The sequence below is a fragment of the Amycolatopsis acidicola genome (assembly GCF_007713735.2).
Taxonomy (GTDB): domain Bacteria; phylum Actinomycetota; class Actinomycetes; order Mycobacteriales; family Pseudonocardiaceae; genus Amycolatopsis_E; species Amycolatopsis_E acidicola.
Genome location: NZ_VMNW02000019.1, coordinates 58079 through 76580, shown reverse-complemented (window position 1 = coordinate 76580; position 18502 = coordinate 58079). Strand labels below are relative to the sequence as shown.

At 68.9% G+C, this 18502-nt stretch carries 17 protein-coding genes, 2 tRNA genes and 1 pseudogene; 10 read left to right on the top strand and 10 right to left on the bottom strand.

Translation table 11 applies throughout. The annotated features are described in order from the left end of the window. Positions 1–8 precede the first annotated feature (8 nt). The 7 genes from FPZ12_RS15895 (at position 9) to FPZ12_RS46415 (ending at position 9107) form a co-directional block, all read left to right on the top strand. A complete protein-coding gene (locus tag FPZ12_RS15895) occupies positions 9–1388 on the top strand; it encodes an MmgE/PrpD family protein (protein ID WP_166462759.1) in 1380 nt (459 codons plus the stop codon). A gap of 179 nt (positions 1389–1567) precedes the next feature. Next, positions 1568–2758 carry an FAD-dependent oxidoreductase gene (locus FPZ12_RS15890; RefSeq protein WP_208025861.1) on the top strand — a complete coding sequence of 397 codons (1191 nt, stop codon included), beginning with the start codon at positions 1568–1570 and terminating at the stop codon, positions 2756–2758. Between the two features lie 64 nt (positions 2759–2822). Beyond that, positions 2823–3809 (top strand): alpha/beta fold hydrolase, encoded by a 987-nt coding sequence (locus FPZ12_RS15885; RefSeq protein ID WP_144750274.1) that lies wholly within the window; start codon positions 2823–2825, stop codon positions 3807–3809. Positions 3810–3812: 3 nt separating this feature from the next. Further along, on the top strand, positions 3813–4853 hold the full coding sequence (locus tag FPZ12_RS15880) for an NADP-dependent oxidoreductase (RefSeq protein ID WP_144750276.1): 1041 nt from the start codon (positions 3813–3815) through the stop codon (positions 4851–4853). Next, positions 4843–5256 (top strand): nuclear transport factor 2 family protein, encoded by a 414-nt coding sequence (locus FPZ12_RS15875; protein WP_144750278.1) that lies wholly within the window; start codon positions 4843–4845, stop codon positions 5254–5256. Before FPZ12_RS15880 ends, FPZ12_RS15875 begins: the two co-directional genes overlap by 11 nt. A 133-nt stretch (positions 5257–5389) precedes the next feature. Next, positions 5390–7168, top strand: coding sequence for an FAD-dependent oxidoreductase (locus tag FPZ12_RS15870; protein ID WP_144750280.1), 1779 nt, complete (start codon positions 5390–5392; stop codon positions 7166–7168). 7 nt (positions 7169–7175) lie between these two features. Next, positions 7176–9107 (top strand): iron-containing alcohol dehydrogenase, encoded by a 1932-nt coding sequence (locus FPZ12_RS46415; protein ID WP_243769868.1) that lies wholly within the window; start codon positions 7176–7178, stop codon positions 9105–9107. Here the strand turns inward: FPZ12_RS46415 and FPZ12_RS15860 are convergent. From FPZ12_RS15860 to FPZ12_RS15845, 4 genes are all read right to left on the bottom strand, one after another. Next, positions 9091–10272: an acyl-CoA dehydrogenase family protein gene (locus FPZ12_RS15860; protein ID WP_144750282.1), complete on the bottom strand. Its 1182-nt coding sequence runs from the start codon at positions 10270–10272 to the stop codon at positions 9091–9093. The genes FPZ12_RS46415 and FPZ12_RS15860 overlap by 17 nt on opposite strands. Positions 10273–10284: 12 nt before the next feature. After that, complete coding sequence (locus FPZ12_RS15855) at positions 10285–11865, bottom strand: FAD-binding oxidoreductase (protein ID WP_144750284.1); 1581 nt, start codon at positions 11863–11865, stop codon at positions 10285–10287. A gap of 265 nt (positions 11866–12130) precedes the next feature. Beyond that, positions 12131–12352 (bottom strand): hypothetical protein, encoded by a 222-nt coding sequence (locus FPZ12_RS15850; RefSeq protein ID WP_144750286.1) that lies wholly within the window; start codon positions 12350–12352, stop codon positions 12131–12133. 36 nt (positions 12353–12388) lie between these two features. Further along, positions 12389–12649: a hypothetical protein gene (locus tag FPZ12_RS15845; RefSeq protein ID WP_144750288.1), complete on the bottom strand. Its 261-nt coding sequence runs from the start codon at positions 12647–12649 to the stop codon at positions 12389–12391. 328 nt (positions 12650–12977) lie between these two features. Between FPZ12_RS15845 and FPZ12_RS46410 the strand changes: the two are divergent. Beyond that, positions 12978–13067: pseudogene (locus FPZ12_RS46410) on the top strand (ATP-dependent Clp protease proteolytic subunit); the annotation flags it as partial. Between the two features lie 392 nt (positions 13068–13459). Here FPZ12_RS46410 and FPZ12_RS15835 read toward each other — a convergent pair. Further along, positions 13460–13536 (bottom strand) — tRNA-Pro (locus FPZ12_RS15835). Between the two features lie 77 nt (positions 13537–13613). Between FPZ12_RS15835 and FPZ12_RS15830 the strand changes: the two genes are divergently transcribed. Beyond that, positions 13614–13687 (top strand) — tRNA-Gly (locus FPZ12_RS15830). A gap of 90 nt (positions 13688–13777) precedes the next feature. Here FPZ12_RS15830 and FPZ12_RS15825 read toward each other — a convergent pair. From FPZ12_RS15825 to FPZ12_RS15815, 3 genes are read right to left on the bottom strand one after another with little or no spacing between them, the layout of a single operon-like run. Further along, positions 13778–14959, bottom strand: coding sequence for a tyrosine-type recombinase/integrase (locus FPZ12_RS15825; RefSeq protein WP_144750290.1), 1182 nt, complete (start codon positions 14957–14959; stop codon positions 13778–13780). Further along, the gene (locus tag FPZ12_RS15820; RefSeq protein ID WP_341771223.1) at positions 14960–15154 is read right to left on the bottom strand and encodes an excisionase family DNA-binding protein; all 195 of its coding nucleotides are present in this window, start codon (positions 15152–15154) and stop codon (positions 14960–14962) included. Then, a complete protein-coding gene (locus FPZ12_RS15815) occupies positions 15144–16640 on the bottom strand; it encodes a replication initiator (RefSeq protein ID WP_144750292.1) in 1497 nt (498 codons plus the stop codon). The genes FPZ12_RS15820 and FPZ12_RS15815 overlap by 11 nt, the downstream gene beginning before the upstream one ends. Before the next feature lie 20 nt (positions 16641–16660). On the opposite strand from FPZ12_RS15815, the gene FPZ12_RS15810 reads away from it, so the two are divergent. Continuing rightward, the gene (locus FPZ12_RS15810) at positions 16661–17302 is read left to right on the top strand and encodes a DUF6000 family protein (protein WP_144750294.1); all 642 of its coding nucleotides are present in this window, start codon (positions 16661–16663) and stop codon (positions 17300–17302) included. 68 nt (positions 17303–17370) lie between these two features. Here FPZ12_RS15810 and FPZ12_RS15805 read toward each other — a convergent pair whose 3' ends face one another. Then, positions 17371–17640 carry a hypothetical protein gene (locus FPZ12_RS15805; protein WP_243769867.1) on the bottom strand — a complete coding sequence of 90 codons (270 nt, stop codon included), beginning with the start codon at positions 17638–17640 and terminating at the stop codon, positions 17371–17373. 44 nt (positions 17641–17684) lie between these two features. After that, the gene (locus FPZ12_RS15800; RefSeq protein ID WP_144750296.1) at positions 17685–18497 is read right to left on the bottom strand and encodes an FtsK/SpoIIIE domain-containing protein; all 813 of its coding nucleotides are present in this window, start codon (positions 18495–18497) and stop codon (positions 17685–17687) included. Between the last annotated feature and the right edge of the window lie 5 nt (positions 18498–18502).

The window sequence follows — 18502 nt, the reverse complement described above, 5'->3', positions numbered from 1 at the left end:
GGACAACCGTGACGACCGCGGCGCAGCGGCTCGGGGACTTCATCGCACAGTTGAAGGCCGGGCGGATTCCGGAACCCGTTCTCCGGGCGGGAAAACTCCACGCACTGGACGCGCTCGGGGGCGGCCTCGCCGCACAGGCGCTCGGCGAAGCCGGGTATGCGGCGCAATCGGTGCGGGAAGCCGGGACGTCGGGCCCGGCCACGGCGATCGGCGTCGCCGACGGGCTCCCCGCCACCGACGCCGCGTTCGTCAACGGCACTTTGTGCCACGCGCTGGACTTCGACGACACGCACCCGAACTCGGTCGTCCACGTCAGCGCCGGCGTGGTGCCCGCGGCGCTCGCCGCGGCGCAGGCGCACGGCGCGCGGGGAGCGGACCTGCTGGTGGCGATCATCGCGGGCAACGAAACCTCGATCCGGATCGGCAACGCCGGCAGCGGCCTGTTCCACGCGCGCGGCTTCCACCCCACCGGCGTGTGCGGGGTCTTCGGTGCCACCGCCGCGGCCGCGTGGCTCCGGGGGCTGGACAGCGCGGCCACCGCGCACGCACTCGGCATCGCCGGGAGCATGGCGTCGGGACTGCTGGAATTCCTCGCCGACGGAGCGGAAACGAAACGCCTGCACCCGGGCTGGGCCGCGCAGGCCGGCATCGCCGCCGCCAGGCTGGCGGCGTACGGGGCGACCGGGCCCGCGACCGTGCTCGACGGTGCCCGCGGTTTCCTGGCCGCCTACCTGCACGGCGACGAAACGGACATCGGCGGCCAGGTGGCGACATTGGGCGAGCACTGGGTCACGCCGGAGATCGCGTACAAGCCATACCCGGCGTGCCACTACACGCACGCGCCGGTGGACGCGCTCGCCCAGGTCCTCGCCGCGAACCCGGTGCGGCCGGAGGAAGTCGCCGGTATCACCGCGTACACGGATGCCACCGGGGTTTCGCTCGTCTGCGCTCCGGCGGAGGACAAGGTCCGGCCGCGCACGCCGTACGACGCGAAGTTCAGCCTGCCCTACTGCCTCGCTTACCGCCTGGTGCACGGAAAGCTGGACGTCACGAGTTTCACCGCGGAGGCGATCAAGGACGAGCTTGTGCTGGCGCTCACCCCGAAGATCGGGTACGAGCTGCGGCAGTACGCGCCGGCACCGGACGCGTTCGGCGGCGGTGTCAGCGTGTCCACAGTGGACGGGAAGGTGCATGAGGCGGAGCTGCGTTACCAGCGCGGCGGTTCCGAGAACCCCTTGTCCGACGAAGACGTGATCGGCAAGTACCGCGCCAACGCCGAACTGGCGCTCGGGAGCGACCGGGCCGCGGCGCTCGAACACGCCGTGCTCGGACTGGAGGAACAGAACGACCTGGCCGCACTGGCGGCACTCGCCGGCGCAGGCGGCTGACCTCCGGGGGTTTTCGGGGCGGTGCCCGGAAAACAGGCCGTCCGGCCCCTGGACTCGCCGACCGGACACGATGTACATTCAGCGCACATACGGTCGGACAGCGAACAAGCCCCCGGCCGTCCTGGCCGGACGCGACAGCCGGGCACCATCCGGAAAAACTCCCGAGCCGAGGAATGCTCATGAACACCACCAGAGTCGTCGTCGCCGGCGCCGGGCCGGTCGGCCTGATCACCGCGCTCGGGCTCGCCAGGGCCGGCGTGGCGGTCACCGTGCTCGAGCGCGAGTCGGCCATCGTCTCCTCGCCGCGGGCGATGGTGTACCACAGCGGGGTCATCGGCGGCCTCGACCGGCTCGGCCTGCTCGGCGACGCGCTGCGGACCGGGGTCAAGGCCGGCAGCCTGGACTTCCTCGCCTACCGCACCGGCGAGCGCATCTCGATGAACGTCGACGTGCTCGCCGGGCACGAACCGTATCCGTACAACCTCCATCTGGGACAGGACAAACTGGCCGCGATCGCGCTGGAGCACCTGCGCCGCCTTCCCGGCACCGAAGTCCGGTTCGACACCACCGTGACCGGCCTGGCGCAGGACTCCGAAGGGGTCACGCTCACCGTGGCGAGCGGCGGCGAATCCACGGAACTGCGCGCCGGCTGGGTGGTCGGGGCCGACGGCGCCGGCAGCGCCGTCCGGCGGCTGCTCGGCCTGGACTTCGAAGGTATGACCTGGCCGGAGCGGTTCGTCGCGACGAACGTCCGGTTCGACTACGGCGCGCACGGTTTCGCGGACGCGAACATGGTGCTGGACCCGGAGTACGGCGCGATCATCGCGCGGATCGACCACGACGGCCTGTGGCGCTGCACGTTTTCGGAGGACTCCTCGCTGCCGCTGGAGGACCTCCGGCAGCGGATCGACGCGTACTTCGCGGAAACCCTTCCCGGTGACCGGAAATACGAGCTGGTGCACTATTCGCCCTACAAGATGCACCAGCGCGCGGCGACCACGTTCCGCGCCGGGCGGGTGGTCCTCGCGGGCGACGCCGCCCACGTGACCAACCCCAGTGGCGGGCTGGGCCTCACCTCCGGCCTGTTCGACTCCTACGTCCTGTCCGAAGCACTCGCCGCGGTCGCGCTCGGGCAGGCCGAGGACGACGTACTCGACCTCTACGCCGACGAGCGCCGCGCGGCGTTCCTCGACCAGGCTTCCCCGCGCGCCATCGGATTCAAGCAGCTCGTCTTCCACTGCGCCGATCCCGCGCAGCTCGAGCAGGCCCTCACCGGCCTGCGCGCCGCCGCTTCCGACGTGGCCGTGCAACGGGAACAACTGAAGGTCAGCGAACCGCTGGCGACCCCCTCGCTGCTCGGCCGGGACTGAGCGCACGAATCAGTCCACTGAGGACGATGAGATCTTCCCCGGACAACCTGACGAGGAGCTGGCAATGGCGCGTGGTTTCTTCTGGATCGGCACCGAGGCGCGTGCCGGGGCCGGGTCCATGCCGTGTGGACAGATGTACGTGGAATGGGAAACCCCGCGTGAGGTGACCCAGCCCTGCCCCGTCGTGCTGGTGCACGGTGGCGGTGGACAGGGGCTCGACTACCTCGGTACCCCGGACGGCCGGCCGGGCTGGGCGAGCATGCTGGTGGACGAGGGTTTCCCGGTCTATGTGGTCGACCGGCCCGGGCACGGCCGCTCCCCGCACCACCCGGACGTCATGGGCGCGATGGGCCCGATGATGACCGCCGAAGGGTTCCTGGACATCTTCGCCCCGGCGGCGGCCGCGAACGAGCACACGCAATGGCCGGGCGGGCGGACGCCCGACGACGAGATCGTCCGGCAGCTGACCGCCGGACTGGGCCCGATGCTCGCGGACCCGGCCGCCATGCACGCGCTGGAACAGGCCCGGCTGGCGGAACTGCTCGACCGGATCGGCCCGGCGATCGTCTTCTGCCATTCCGCCGGTGGCCCGGCCGGTTACCTCGCGGCGGATGCGAGGCCCGGACTCGTGCGGGCGCTGGTGGCCATCGAGACACTCGGGCCGCCGTTCCTCGAACGGCCGGGGCTCTCGCTGGACTGGGGCCTCGCGGCGGCTCCCCTGACCTTCGATCCGCCCGCCGCCGAACCGGGCGAGCTGCGGCTGGTCACGGATGACAGCGGGCCGATTCCGCTTGTCCTGCAGGAGGAACCGGCCCGCAAGCTGGTGAACCTCGCCCGCCTGCCGATCGCGGTGGTCACCGCCGAGACCTCCCCGTTCATCCATTTCGACGGCCATCTGCTGGCGTTCCTGCGCCAGGCCGGCTGCGCCGCCGACCGGATCCGGCCCGCCGAGCACGGCGTGCGGGGCAACGGGCACGGGATGATGTTCGAGAAGAACAACCGCGAGGTGCTGCGGGTGATCCTCGACTGGCTCGCCGGGAAGGTGGGCTGATCCATGGAGAATCGGCGTTTCGTGCTCGCGAGCAGGCCGGACGGGCTGCCCCGGCCGGAGAACTTCCGGCTCGAATCCGGGCCGGTGCCCACCCCGGCCGACGGGCAGATCCTGGTCAGGAACGTCTACCTTGGCGTGGATCCGGGTCTTCGCCCGGCGCTCGCCGACGCGCATACCGGCGACGAAGTCGACGACGAGTTCGAACCCATCCCGCTCGGTGAGCTCGTCGGCTACTTCGACGCTGGCATCGTCGAGCGGTCACGGCATCCCGGCTTCGCGCCGGGCGACTGGGTGACGGGGATGCTCAAATGGCAGGAGTACGGCGTGCTCGACGGAGCCGCGGCGCGGAAGCTGCCGCCTGAGTTGCCCCCGTCGACGGGCCTCGGCGTACTGGGTATTCCGGGCCTCAGCGCATACTTCGGCCTGCTCGAACTCGGCGCGGCGCAGAAGGGCGAAACCGTCCTCGTCACCTCGGCGGCCGGCACGGTGGGGTCGATCGCCGGGCAGATCGCCGCGCTCCGCGGCTGCCGCGTGCTCGGGACGGCGGGCACCGACGAGAAATGCCGTCGCCTGCGGGAAGAGTTCGGTTTCGCGGCGGCGGTCAACTACCGCACGGAGAAGAACCTCGCGGCGGCGATCCGCTTGGCGGCCCCGGAAGGCGTCGACGTCCTGTTCGACAACGTGGGCACCCGGATGGTCAGCGACATCCTGCCGCTGATGCGCCCCTTCGGCCGGATCGTGGCCTGCGGCCAGATCGCCGACTACGGCGTGCCGCCGGAGCAGCTGCCGGGGCTCCGCAACACGAACCGGTTCATCACGCACCGGCTCACGCTGCGCGGACTGTTCGTCCACGACTTCGCGGAGTCGTTCCCCCGTGCGCTCGCGGAGCTGTCGGAATGGGCGGGCGCGGGGCTGCTCCGCTGCCACGAGGACATCGAGACCGGGTTCGAGCGCCTGCCTGCCGCGTTCGCGCAGTTGTTCACCGGCGAGAACGCCGGCCGCAAGCTCGTGAAGATCGACGAAAGGGACCGGGATGGCCACTGACGTGAAGGAGGTCGTCCGCGCGTACGTGGACGCGGTCAACCGCAAGGATTGGGACCGGGCGGGCGAACTGCTCGCGCCCGACGTCGGCTACACCATCCTGGGCTACGACTTCCCCGGCTCGGGCACGATGGACCGGGAAACCGCGCTGCGCACGCTGCCCGGCGTGATGAGTCTCTTCGACGAAAACAGCCCGAGGCTGGAGATCACGCACCTGATCGCCGAAGGCCCGTGGGCGCTCGTGGAGGCCCAAGGCAGCGGCACCTTCCTCGACGGCACCCCGTACGAAAACCGGTACGCCACCGTGTACGAGGTCGTCGACGGCCGGATCAGGACAGTGCGGGAATACATGGACACCCAGCACATGGCCGGCCTGCTCGCCACCGTGACGGCGAAGTCCTCTTAGGACTCTCGAAGGACGGTGCACTTTACCGCCATCTTGGTGTCGAAATCCGCCATCGGCCGCTCCCCGCCCCTCCGGCGTGTGACCGTTGCCCTGCGCTGGGAAACCCGGCGGCGCAGCCACGCGGAGGGAAACGATGCCGATCTTCGACGACGGTCCGGCCACCGAGACGGTGGAGACAGAGGTGCTCGTGGTCGGCTCGGGTCCGGCCGGGGCGTCGGCCGCCCTGTTCCTCGCCGCCCTCGGGGTGGAGACGATCATGGTCACCAAGTACCGGTGGACGGCCGACACCCCGCGGGCGCACATCACCAACCAGCGCACCATGGAGATCTTCCGTGACCTCGGTATCGAGGACCAGGTGCTGCGCGAAGCGACCCCGCACGAACTCATGGGCGACACCGTCTTCTGCACGGCGATCGCGGGTGACGAGATCGGCCGCATCCGCACGTGGGGCACGCATCCCGCGCGGCACGCCGACTACGAACTGGCCTCGCCCTCGCTGAACTGCGACATCCCGCAGACCTACCTCGAACCGATCCTGGTGCGCAACGCGACCGTACGCGGCGCGCAGACCCGGTTCTCCACTGAATACCTCTCGCACGTCCAGGACGCCGACGGCGTGACCGCCACCGTGCTCGACCGGCTGACCGGCCGCGAGTACCGGATCCGCGCGAAGTACCTGATCGGCGCCGACGGAGCACGGTCGCGAGTGGCGGCCGGGCTCGCGCTGCCGTTGGAAGGCGAGATGGACATCGCCGGGTCGATGAACATCACCTTCAAGGCCGACCTCGGCGAGCTCGTCGGGCACCGGCCCTCGGTCCTGTACTGGGTGATCCAGCCGGGTTCGAACATCGGCGGTATCGGCGCGGGCCTCGTGCGGATGGTCCGCCCCTGGCACGAGTGGCTCATCGTGTGGGGCTACGACATCACCCGGGAGCCGCCGGTGGTCGGCACCGAGGCGGCGACGCGGATCGTGCGCAACCTCGTCGGCGTCCCGGACCTGGACGTGACGATCACCGGAACTTCCTTGTGGGGCAACAACGAGCAGTACGCGACCCATCTGCACAGCGGCCGGGTGTTCTGCGCCGGCGACGCCGTCCACAAGCATCCGCCGAGCAACGGGCTCGGTTCCAACACCTCCATCCAGGACTCCTACAACCTCGCCTGGAAGCTCGCGGCGGTCCTGCGCGGCCAGGCCGGCGCCGGGCTGCTGGAGACCTATTCGGCGGAGCGGGCACCGGTCGCCGAGCAGATCGTCAAGCGGGCCAACAAATCCGCGCGCGAGTTCTCCGCGTTGTTCGACGCGCTCGGCATCGCCGGCACCGAAACCGAGGCCGAGATGATCGCCAGGATGGAGGAGCGCAAGGCGAACACGCCGGAAGGGGCCGCCAAACGGGCGGCGGTCCGGCAGGCGATGGACCTCAAGAACTACGAGTTCAACGCGCACGGCGTCGAACTGGGCCAGCACTACACCTCCACCGCGGTGGCGGGCGACGGCGTGCCACGACCGGAACCGGAGCGGGATCCCGAGCTGTACTACCAGCCCTCCACCACGCCGGGCGCGCGGCTGCCCCACGCCTGGGTCGGCAACAGCAACCGCAAGGTCTCGACGCACGATCTCGCGCCCTACGGGCAGTTCACCCTGCTCACCGGGATCACCGGCGAACGCTGGGCCGAGGCCGCCGCGAAGGTGGGCGCCACGCTCGGCGTTCCGCTCGAGACGGTGGTGATCGGCCCGGGCCGGGAGAACACCGACCTGTACTTCGACTGGGCCGGGCTCCGGGAGGTCGAGGAGGACGGCGCGCTGCTGGTGCGCCCGGACAAGCACATCGGCTGGCGCGCGCACCGGCTCCCGGAAGATCCGGAAACCGTGCTGTCGCGGGCATTGTCGGCGATCCTGAGCCGGAAAGGCTGAAGTTCTCATGCGGTTCGAACACCAGACCCTGGGCCAGCGCGTGCTGTTCGGCACCGGGAAGGCCGCCGAATTCGTCGCCGCCGAGGTCGGCCGTCTCGGCGCGAGCACCGTCATGGTCGTCGCCGCGCCCGCGGAGCGTGAGCTCGCCGAGCGGGTGGCCGCGTCCGTCGAGGTCGCCGTCACCTTCGACGACGTCGTGCGGCACGTACCGGCGGACACGGCGGCCAAAGCACGCCAGGTGGCCGCCGAGAGCGGCGCGGACCTGCTCGTCAGCATCGGCGGCGGGTCCACCACCGGACTGGCCAAGGCGGTCGCGCTCAGCTCGGGGCTGCCGATCGTCTCCGTGCCCACCACCTACGCCGGTTCGGAGGCCACCAACGTCTGGGGGCTCACCGAAAACGCCCGCAAGACGACCGGTACCGACGACCGGGTCCTGCCGGTCACGGTGGTCTACGACGCCGAGCTGACCATGTCGCTGCCGGTCGGGCTGTCCGTCGCGTCCGGGCTCAACGCACTGGCGCACTGCGTGGATTCACTGTGGGCACCGCGAGCGGACCCGATCAACGCCGCATTCGCCACCGAGGGGCTCCGCACGCTCGCGGCCGGACTTCCCTCCATTGTGGACGATCCGGGCGACGTCGAGGCCCGGGAAAGCCTGCTCTACGGCGCTTATCTGGCGGCGGTCGCGTTCTCCTCCGCGGGCTCGGGCCTGCACCACAAGATCTGCCACGTGCTGGGCGGCGCCTACAACCTGCCGCACGCGGGAACCCACGCTGTCGTCCTGCCGCACGTGCTCGATCTCAACGCCGCAGCCGCTCCCGCCGCGGCGGAGCGCATCGCCACGGCACTGGGCGGCACCGACGCTGTCACCGCCCTCACCGCGTTGTACGCGCGCATCGGCGCGCCGACCGCGCTTCGCGATTTGGGCCTGGCACAGGAAAACCTCGACGAAGCCGCCGACCTCGTCCTGCCCGTCGTCCCGCCGACGAACCCGCGCCCGGTCACCCGTGAGGAGCTACGAGCGCTCCTGGGGGCCGCGTGGTCCGGCGACGTCCCCGGGGAACAAGGGCGGCGCGAAGAGGACCTGACCGCCACCGTGCTGGCCAGTTTCGAGCGCACTTCCGACGAGCGGCTGAAGACGGTGCTGCGGTCGCTGACCACGCATCTGCACGCGTTCATCCGCGAGGTCCGGCTGACCGAGGCGGAGTGGAACGCCGCCATCGGGTTCCTGACCGCGGCCGGCCACATCACCGACGACAAGCGGCAGGAGTTCATCCTGCTCTCCGACGTGCTCGGCGCCTCGATGCAGACCATCACCGTCAACAACGAGGCCCACGGCGACGCCACCGAGGCGACCGTGTTCGGCCCGTTCTTCGTCGAGGACTCGCCCCGGATCGAGCTGGGCGGCGACCTCGCCGGTGGCGCCAGTGGCGAGCCGTGCTGGGTGGAAGGCGTGGTGCGCGATGTCGGCGGTGCCCCGGTGCCCGGCGCGCGGATCGAGGTGTGGGAAGCGGACGAGGACGGGTTCTACGACGTCCAGTACTCCGACGAACGAGTGGCGGGCCGCGGGCACCTGTTCGCCGACGCCGAGGGCGCCTACCGGTTCTGGGGCCTGACGCCCGTTCCGTACCCCATCCCGCATGACGGCCCCGTCGGACGGCTACTGACGGCCACGGGCCGCTCGCCGATGCGGGCGTCGCACCTGCATTTCCTGGTCACCGCACCGGGAATGCGCACGCTCGTCACGCACATCTTCGTCCGCGGCGACGAACTCCTGGACAGTGACGCGGTGTTCGGCGTGCGCCCGTCCCTGATCAAGGAGTTCACCCGCCAGCGGCCGGGAACGTCCACACCGGACGGACGCGCGCTCGGAGACCGTCCCTGGTCCCGGGTGCGCTTCGACATCGTCCTGGCACCCGCCCTCAGATCAGCGGAGTGATCAGCTCGTCCACACCCAGCAACGCCTTGCCGTACACCTCGTACCCCACGACCGGACTGCTCCCCGCATGCCGCGCACCGACCGCCGAGTCACGCCAAAAGCGTTGCAGCACATTGGCTTCAGCGAAACTACCCGCGCCATGCGAATACAACAGGATGTCCACGGCCTTCGTCACGTGCTCGACAACCCACCCGATGTCGGCACGAATCCGGGCCCTGGTGAGAAAATCCAGCCGCTCGCCCCTGGCGGCCGCCGAGTCGATGTCGTCCGCGGCCCGGTACGCGTGCAGGTGCGCGGTGTCGAGTGACATCGCGGCCTCGGCCAGCTTGAGCTGGAATCCCACGGAGGATGCCTGCGTGCTGTAGCTGGTGTGGGAAACCGCCTTCGTGGCGGCCTTTTCGCGAACGATCTCCAGGACCTTGCGCCCCATCCCCAGGTGTGGACCCGCCACCACAAGGGTCAGGAAAGGAGCGAACGCGGACCGGTAGAGCGCTTCGCCGGTGTGCTCGGTGCCGAACTCCCCCTTGACCGCCGCGGGCACGGAAAGCACGCGGTGCGCGGGCACGAACCGGTCGGTGACGACGACGCAGTTCGACCCGGTGGACTTCATGCCGGCCACGAACCAGGTTTCCTCCACCGTGTAGTCGCTTTTGGGCATGAGCGCCAGCCCTTGGTCGACGACCTGTCCGGCGTCGTCGGTGACCGGGAAGCCGAGCAGTGCCCAGTCGGAATGCCACGACCCCGAGTTGAAGAACCACTTGCCCGTGACCCGGTAGCCACCGTCCACTTTGGTCGCTTCGGCCGTGGGGGCCAGCACACCGGTGACCTTCGCCCGCGGATCGTCTGCCCACACCTCGTCCTGTGCCCGCTGCGGGAACAACCCGGCCATCCACGCGGAGACGTTGCAGATACTGACCACCCAAGCCGTTCCGCCGTCCGCTTCACCGACGGCGGACGAGACGTCGAGCAGCGTGCGCATGGGCGTCTGGAAGCCGCCGTACCGCTCCGGCTGGGCGAGCCGGAAGACGCCGGCCTCGTCGAGCGCCTTGATGCTCTCGTCGGCGACCCGCCGCTCGGCTTCGCCCTGCGCCGCGTTCGCGGCGAGCAGCGGGTGCAGCTCGCGCACGCGGGCGACGAGTTCCGCCGAGGTGGGTGTGATCGTCATGGGGTGAACTCCTTACGGGGTGCGACCGGGCCAGATGCCCTGCTTGCCGGGCGACAGGATGCCGTGGGGGTCGAGCGCGTCCTTGATCTTCTGGTTGAAGCGGCGCTGGGCGTGGTCGTTGAAGTCGAACCGGCCGGACACGTGATCCATGACGTCCAGATGCGACCGGTACTCGCCGTACCCGTGCCTGCCCGCCGTTTCCACCATCTCGCGGCAAGCGGCGAAGGCCCGCTCGACCTGGTCGTGGTCGTCGGAGTCGTAGACCAGCCCGAAGATCGCGATACCGCTTCGCGGGGTCAGCATCACGGCGCTCAGGCAGTCGAACCCGGCGTCGTGCATGACCGGGCGCAGCAGGTCGATCAGCCGCCGGATGTGCGTACCGGACAGCGGTGCCACCGGGGAGAAGTTGAGGTTGCCCGCCCTGCCGCCGCGCCAGTTCAGCGCGCCGAGCATTTCCCGGTTGGGGATGCCCGCCTGTACGTGGTCGGGCACCGGGATGTCCGCCGGTGCGGCGTCGCCGGAATGTTCGGCGGCGATCAGCTCGGCGCCGGGGATGCCCGAAACGGCCTCGCGGATCGTGGAGAGCTGGGCGTCCACGATGTGCTCGGAGCCGTAGAGCGCGAACCGCACGTTCCACCGGCCGAGCCCGAGCTCGTCCAGGATGCGGGTGATCACGTCGTCGGGTACCGGCCCGGGCCCCGGCCACCACCGGTCGCGCCGTGCCACGGCCGACGCCAGCATGAGACCGTCGGCGAGGAGCGGGATGTTCTGGATGGTCCGGTCGAGCAGCAGCCCGCGGACGATGCCGACGAGTCGTTCCAGATCCGAGTCCGCCGGCACCTTGAGGAAGCACGGCGCGTAGCACTCGGGAGTCGGCATGAGCCAGACGCCCATCCTCGTCACGATGCCGAAGTTGGACTGCATGAACAGCGACTCCGCCGCCGGGCCGAAACCGCGCCGGTGCACGTGCCACGCGTGGCCGCCGGTGAGCGCGCCCATGCCCGTGCGCAGGAGGTCCCCGTCGGGGAGCACGACCTCCATGCCGCAGGCTCGTTCCGCGTGGTCGCCGTACCAGGTGAACCCGTAGCCGTGGTCCAGGGTGTTGCCGATGATGCTGCCCCAGCCGATGTCGGGCACCGAGACGGTCAGCCGGTGGTTGCCGGCGCGCAGGGTTTCGTACAGTTTCTCGAACGACACCCCGGGCTCGACCACCGCGTAGGCGAGGTCCTCGTTGACCTCCAGCACCCGGTCCATCCGTCGCAGGCTGACGATGACCGAGCCCGGGACACGGGGCGAACCGCCGCCGTAGCCGAAGTTCCTGCCCTGGGAAACCGTCCACAGTGGAATCCGATACCGGTTCGCGAGGCGGACGACGGCTTGCACCTCCGCCACCGAGCCGGGCAGCAGAACCGCCGAGGCGCGGGTGCCCGTGCCCGCCGGGCGGTAGGGGTCGCCGTACTCGGCAAGAGTTTCGGCGTCAGTGTGGGTATGCTCCTCGCCGATCGCCGCCGCGAAATCCGCGAGCGCTCGGGCGAAGTCCGCTGTCGTGAGGCCCGCGGGGAGGATGCCGGCGGAGTGGGGTAGCTCGGTCATCGGCGTCGTTGCCCTTCTCCAGCCGCACGGCCGGTCGCTGGTTCAGCGGAACACCCTGGCACGCAAGGATTTCCGCGTGCGCTGGCCGGACCTTTGTTCCCTCAACGTACTTCCCGGCGCGAGGACCTGTCGAGCGCAACTTTCCGCCAGGGGTTGACCTTTTCCGCCAGCCGCAACACCCGACGCGAGGGCGCGGTCACCACGCCGCGCCCCGAACATTCGGCGCGGGTCGTCGTGTCGGTATTTCAGGACTTCCTGGACCGCCTCACCGAACTGTGTCCACGAGCACGACGCGGGTGGCCTGGCACGAGACGTTGTTGGGGGTGCCGTCGTCCGGGCCGCCGGACAGTTGCAGCACGTGCCCGTCGCCGTATTCGAAACTTTCCGTGCAGCGCGAGGCATCCTGCTCGACGCGCAGGTTGTCACGGCCGAGCTTGGTGTTGGTCAGCAGGACGGTGACCTTCGTGCCCTGCGATTGATAGTGCACGAGGAGCCCAGCGGTGACGTACCCGGCACCGCGGCGTCACGGGAGACCCCGAGCTGGAAGATGCGCAATTTCGCAGTGCCGCTCGGCGTGTCGCGGGGTGGCGCGGCCCGGAATCCCCGCGAGGGTCACCGGATAGACGAACCGCGGCACCTCGTCCATCCGGTTCCACGATTCCCACATGCGGATCTGCAGGAACGTCCGGTGGTCGGCGAACCAGTACTGGCAGCCGCTGGAGGCGGCCCGGGTCTCCACGATCCCGCCGCCCAGCCCTTGCCAGGCCGGCGTCAGATCCTTCATCCACGCGCAGCTGCCCGCCGGGACCGGGTCCGATCACCGGCACCCGCCTCGGCACCGGCGCCTGCGGCGGGAACGGCGCGGGCCCACCCTCCGGCCGGGGGGCGCTGCCAGCGTGGAGGGGAGCCGCACGGTTGCGGCGGCTCGCCTCGCCGGCACTTTCGGCCAGGAACGATGGCGCGTTGAAAGACGGACTGGCGACCGTGCCGGATTCGAAAAAGCCGTGTACTGCGCTACTCCCCCTCGTCGCGCCGCGCCCCCCGCGCGGCATTGATAGTCGTCTCTCGAAATACGGGACTCTCGCGGGTTCCCGGTCTGCTGAGGGCCGATCGCGCTTCCGCACACCCGCATCCTGATGCACCAGCGCTCGGCGGGAATCGGCGAATCGGCGGTCGAGGTTGAGATACAGGCGGACGACCTCGGCCCTGCCGGCCCAACCCGGGGGTCAGCATGAGGTGGATGTCGCGTATCCGAGCCGCCCCTGCACCACGAGTTCGGACACCCCGGCCAGCAGCACCGCAGCGGCGTGGCCGCGCAGGAACCGGCGGCTCCTCAGGCGGCGCGCCCAGGCTGGCGCCGGGCCCTCCACATCGGACGGTGCGGACGGGCTCGCCGGGCCGCGGGTGATTTGTTCTCGGACCAGAGTGACCGAGACCACTCGTCGATCAACGACTGGAACGGCTCCGGAGCCTGCGAAGAGTGCGCGGGTTGCATAGAAAAACCCTCTAAGCGGATTGTCACTGAGCGGTGCGCTAGCTCCCGCGCCGTGTCCGACGACCCGAAAAAGGGGTATATTCGCAGGCCACAAGCCTGTGGTCGGGATGACAGGATTTGAACCTGCGACCCTCCGCTCCCAAAGCGGATGCGCTACCAAGCTGCGCCACATCCCGGTCGCCCCGGCGGGGCGGTGTGATCACTCTAGCGTGACCCGCTAAACTGGCTTCGCGCACGGTGGTACCGGGCGCATGCGGGCGTAGCTCAATGGTAGAGCCCCAGTCTTCCAAACTGGCTACGCGGGTTCGATTCCCGTCGCCCGCTCCAGCACGAACATGCAGGTCAGACGCAGAATATGAGCGGTGGTTCTCGATCACGGGGGCCGCCGCTCGTCGCGTTTGTGCCCGCAACGTGCCCTTATTTGACCGAGGCCAGCACGCCCGCAGCTCCGTCGTCCGGTTCGTCATCGTCATTCCGCTCAGCTCCCCGCAACAGCTCGACTCGGGCGTTCAACTCGTCCGCGATCTGCCGGTCCCGAGCACTGGTCGCGTGCTGGTAGATCATCGCTGCCCGGACCGTGCTCTGGCCCATCCGCTGCATCAGCTCACGAGTGGTCGCCCCGGCCTCGGCCGCCATCTGGTTACCGGTGTGCCGAAGGTCGTGAAAGTGGAAGCCCTCGGGCAAGCCCGCCTTGACCACCGTTCGCACCCAATCCGTCTCTCGATGGAAGTTGCCTCGCCGCAGGACACCACCGCGCTTTCCCGTGAAGAGCAGACCGTCGCGGCCAGGTTCTGCGAACTCCGGAAGATGCTCCACGAGGTCGGCGTCCAGGAAAGACGGCAACGCCACCGTGCGCACGCCAGCCACGGACTTCGTAGGTCCCATTACCAGGGCGCCGTCCCTCAGTTGAGCAACCTTCCGCCAAACCCGGACGCACATCTTCGTCCGGTCGATGTCGCGCGCCCGCAGCGCGGCCAGCTCGCCCCACCTCAGCCCGGAGAACGCGGCGAGGAGCACGAGGAACCGGTATCGACGCGGCACCAGGTCGGCGAGCCGGTAGACCTCGGCAATCGAGGCGTGCGGCCGCTCGGGTGTCCGATACTGGTCGGCTCCCTTGATCCGGCAGGGATTGCGCTTGAGCCGCTCGTCATCGACAGCCGTCGAGAACATCGAGCGGACGAGCCGGTAAGCCTTCGCCGTACGATCTTCGGAGCGCCCGTTCTCCAGCAGTTCGGATCGCCACCTCCTGATCACAGCCGGGCCGATCGAATCCAGTCGGTAGTTTCCGAGAAAAGGCTCGACATGGTTACGCCACACGCTTTCGTGCTCTTCGCGCGTACGTTGGGATACTTTCCTTTCCTTAAGCCAAGCCCGACCGAACTCGCCGAACGGAATCTTGCTCAGCTCCGGGTTTTGCCACTCACCGCGGAGAATCTCCGCTTCGACAACCGACAGCCACTGCTCCGCTTCACGCTTGCTTGCGAAGGTTCTGGGCGCAGGGTGCCTCAAGCCGTCCGGACCGTGGTAACGAGCCTGCCACTGCCCGGAGGCCAGCCGCCGTACCGCTCCGAAACGGCGATGTGTCTTCTTGTTCGCCACTTATGCAACCTCTCCGCGAGCCCGGGAGCGCACGATCGGATCTACTTTCCCGGACTGCACATACGAATCGAGATCTTCGACAGCCAGCCGGACGTGCCTGCCCACCCGGTAGAAAGTGATGCGGCGTTCGGAGATCAAACGCCGTACAAACCGGACGGACGTGTGCAAGTACTCGGCGGCTTCTTCAACTCCCACATAGGTTTTCAGTGCGCTCACCTCCCAGATGGCCAATGGCGTGCTCGACTTCTTCGCGCGCGGTCAACCTGCGCTCACGAGCTTTCGCAGCAGCGGTATTGGCAAGGGCGGCATCGCCGATGGTGAGCCAGCCGACTCCGTCGAAGAGCCAGTTGAGGGTTACCGCGGATTCGTCACCCGGCGCGTCGGCATCGGACGGCATTCCCGGGTCAGGGTGATCAGCCGCCTCACCGAGGCGGAAGGCCCTACGGACAGCGCGAAGGGCTGTCAGGGTGGTGGAGTAGCGGCGGCTCTTGGTGGAGAAGTGGCCGCCGAAGCCGAGCATGTGAGCCCACTTTTGGAGCTTGCCCCAGCCTTCGTCCCAGGCTTCGCGCTGAGTCGTCGAGGTGTAGTACCAAGGACGTTGCCCGAGGGACCAGCAGGCCGTGAGTTGCCGGGCTTGGTGGGTGTCTTGGTCGGCGTAGATGTTGGCGGTCTGCTGGGTCAGCTTCCTCGATACGTGCCCGGCTGCCTCGGTGGCTTTCGTGGCGTACTTGGCGAGGTACGCCGCCACGGCGGCTGTCGTCAGGGCGCCGTGGTCGTCATGGTCACCGGCAGCGAGGCGGACGCGGCGGATGTCGGTTTGCTTGCCCCAGGCCAGGGTCCAGCCGGTGCGGTGCCGGGGGTGGGACGCCGTGGTGAAGCGCGTGACGGTCGCAGCGGTGTCGATGAGGCTGCTCAGCAGCTCCGGCGTGATCGAGGCATCCGGCGCCACAATGGTATCCGGGTCATCGGGGTTGAGGCCATCGAACCGGATCAGGGCGTGGAAGTGGACGGTTCCGCGCCGCTGGTACTCGGCCACCTTCGCGAACGACAGGCGCACCTTCACGCCCCGGTCCTTGGCCGCAGCCCTGATGTAGCGGTTCAGCGTGATCGTGGTGCGCCGCCACAACTCCCCCGCGTGGAAGTTCCACACCGCCTGGGTGTCGTAGTCGTAGCAGTCCCGGCAGATCGGCTCACCGACACACGAGTCGTCCTCGGCGTGCCGCACACGACATTCAGTCGAGCGGCCATGCGGACAGAGCAGCGCGAACCGGCGCGGCCGGCACGGGCGGACCTGCCCATTCGCCCCCGCAACCCGCGTGTGGACGGGCCCGAACGCGGGTGCGGTGAGGGTGACGAAGAAGCACGGGTGATCCGTGACGGTCGTCGGGACGCCCTTGCCGCCGACGAGCCCGGCTTTCACGAGCTGGTAGGTGTCGGCCCGGTAGGTCTCCGCACAGGCCGGGCAGACCGAGGCCCGCCGGTTTTTGCAGGCGACGTAGAGGACCCCGTCGGGCATGTCGTCGGTGACGCGCTCCGTAGTGCCGTCGTCCCAGGTCGCTTCCACCCGCAGGCGTACAGGGCGGGAGCAGGCCGCTGCGGGCATGACGTGCGAGAGCCACCACGAATACCCATGCTGTGCGGCACGAGCTGTGGCTTCTCGAACAAGCTGTGTGGTGGTCACGGAACCACCCCCGAAACGGGGTGACCGAACCCGAGGCGGCGCGGCAAGATGTGGTGGTGCGCAACCATCTTGAGGAGCCCGAGCTTGGCGCGATCGTCAGCCGGTACGTCACGCCCGACACGCGTTACCTCAAGCTGGGCCACGCCGGGGTTCTCGGGATGAACCACGCGGAGCGCGCTGAGTTCGGGCACGCGCTTGCCGTCGACGCCCGCGCGATCACCGACCACGAACTGACTGAATTGCTCGACTATGACTGGCGTGCGCGGCTGACCGCCGGATGGCTCATCGCTCTCGACCGCCGCACCGCACATCGCGGCCGCGTCAGGGAACTCTTCCTCGCCAGCGAGGATGAAGGCGCGGGTCAGGGTTATTGCATCGCCCTGGCGCGTTTCGGCACGTCGGAGGACGCGACGATCCTCGGCGAGTATCTCGACAAATACCTTCCGCGGATCGACCTGAACCTTGAGCAGTTCTGGGCACTCGGCGCCTTGCTGTACTTGGATTCGGAGCTGGGAAGCGACGAGGCGACGCAGTATCTGGAGGGCGGCTGGCAGAAGTGGCTCGCATCGGGCCCGACGATGCAGCTCATCCCCGACGTGGAATTTCACCTGATGCGGAAGCTGTGCTACCTCGCGGAGCAGTGGATGAACACCGTCTCGTGACAGCGGCTCGGCAACGGCTTCCAGCCCCACGGCCATAGCTGTGGGGCTCGAAGTCACGGTCGAGACGGTCAAAGGTTTTCAGTCCTGTGCGCGAACAGGTAGGCGTATTCGTCGATATCGGCGGCGGTGGCCCAGCGATAGCCCTCGACGAGTTCGCCGGTCGCGCTGTAAGTCGGCAGCACGGAGGCGGGGTCGAATGCCTCGATCGACAGCCCGAGGAATCGCGGGGAGCCGGGAGCGTGGGCCAGGCGAACCACGTCGACAGCGCCGCTTGTGGCCGACACGAACACCCAGACCTGGTCGGGACTGGTCGCGATCGGCTGGCTTGCAGTGAGCATTGTGGACAGTCCTCTCCTGCGAAACGAATGGGGGAATTGCGGAATCAGGCAGCGTTTTTCTTGGTGCGCAACTGTCGCGCGTAATCCACGAGGGAATAGATGTGCGCGTCGGTGAGGTACGCGGTCTTCATGCGGCGGGGAAAGCCGCCTTCGGCCAGGAGCAGCGCCACGCCCCGTTCTTCCGGGGTGATGGTGGACGCGTCATAGCCCTGGCTGGCCCAGCCACGACCGAGGATGATGTCGGACGAGGAATCGGTGGTGCACCGGTAGGCCATCCGGTAGCCGAACAGATCCCGCAGCGACGTCGGGATGATGTCGGCGGAGGGCCGCTGAGTCGCGGCAACCACGATGATCCCGGCGGCCCGGCCCCGGGCGACGAGATCGCGCAGCAGGCGCACGAAGGCGTCTTGCTGGTCCCTGGTGCCCATCGTGGCGGAGAACAAGGCCAGCTCGTCGATGACGACCATGATGACGTCGATGGGGTCGCGCCGGTCGATCTTGCGGCGCCGCACGCGGTCGAGTTCGCGGTAGCGGCGGTTCATCTCCTCTTGGAGACGCTCCAAAGCGGACAGTGCGCCGTCGATTTCGGGGCCGACGAACAGGTCGGCGATGTCCCGCCACAGGCCGAGTTCGACTTGCTTGCCGTCGAAGAGCCAGAGCGACAGATCAGGACACAGCGCCCCGTGCGCCACGATGTTGTTGAGCCCCACGGACTTGCCCGCGCCGGGCTCTCCGGCGAGCAGGATGTTGTGCCAGATCAGTTCGATGTCGACGCCGTGCCCGTCCTCGTAGATGCCGAGGTGCACCGGGTCGTAGATGGACAGTCCGGCAACGGGGATCGTTTCCTTACGAGACATGACGT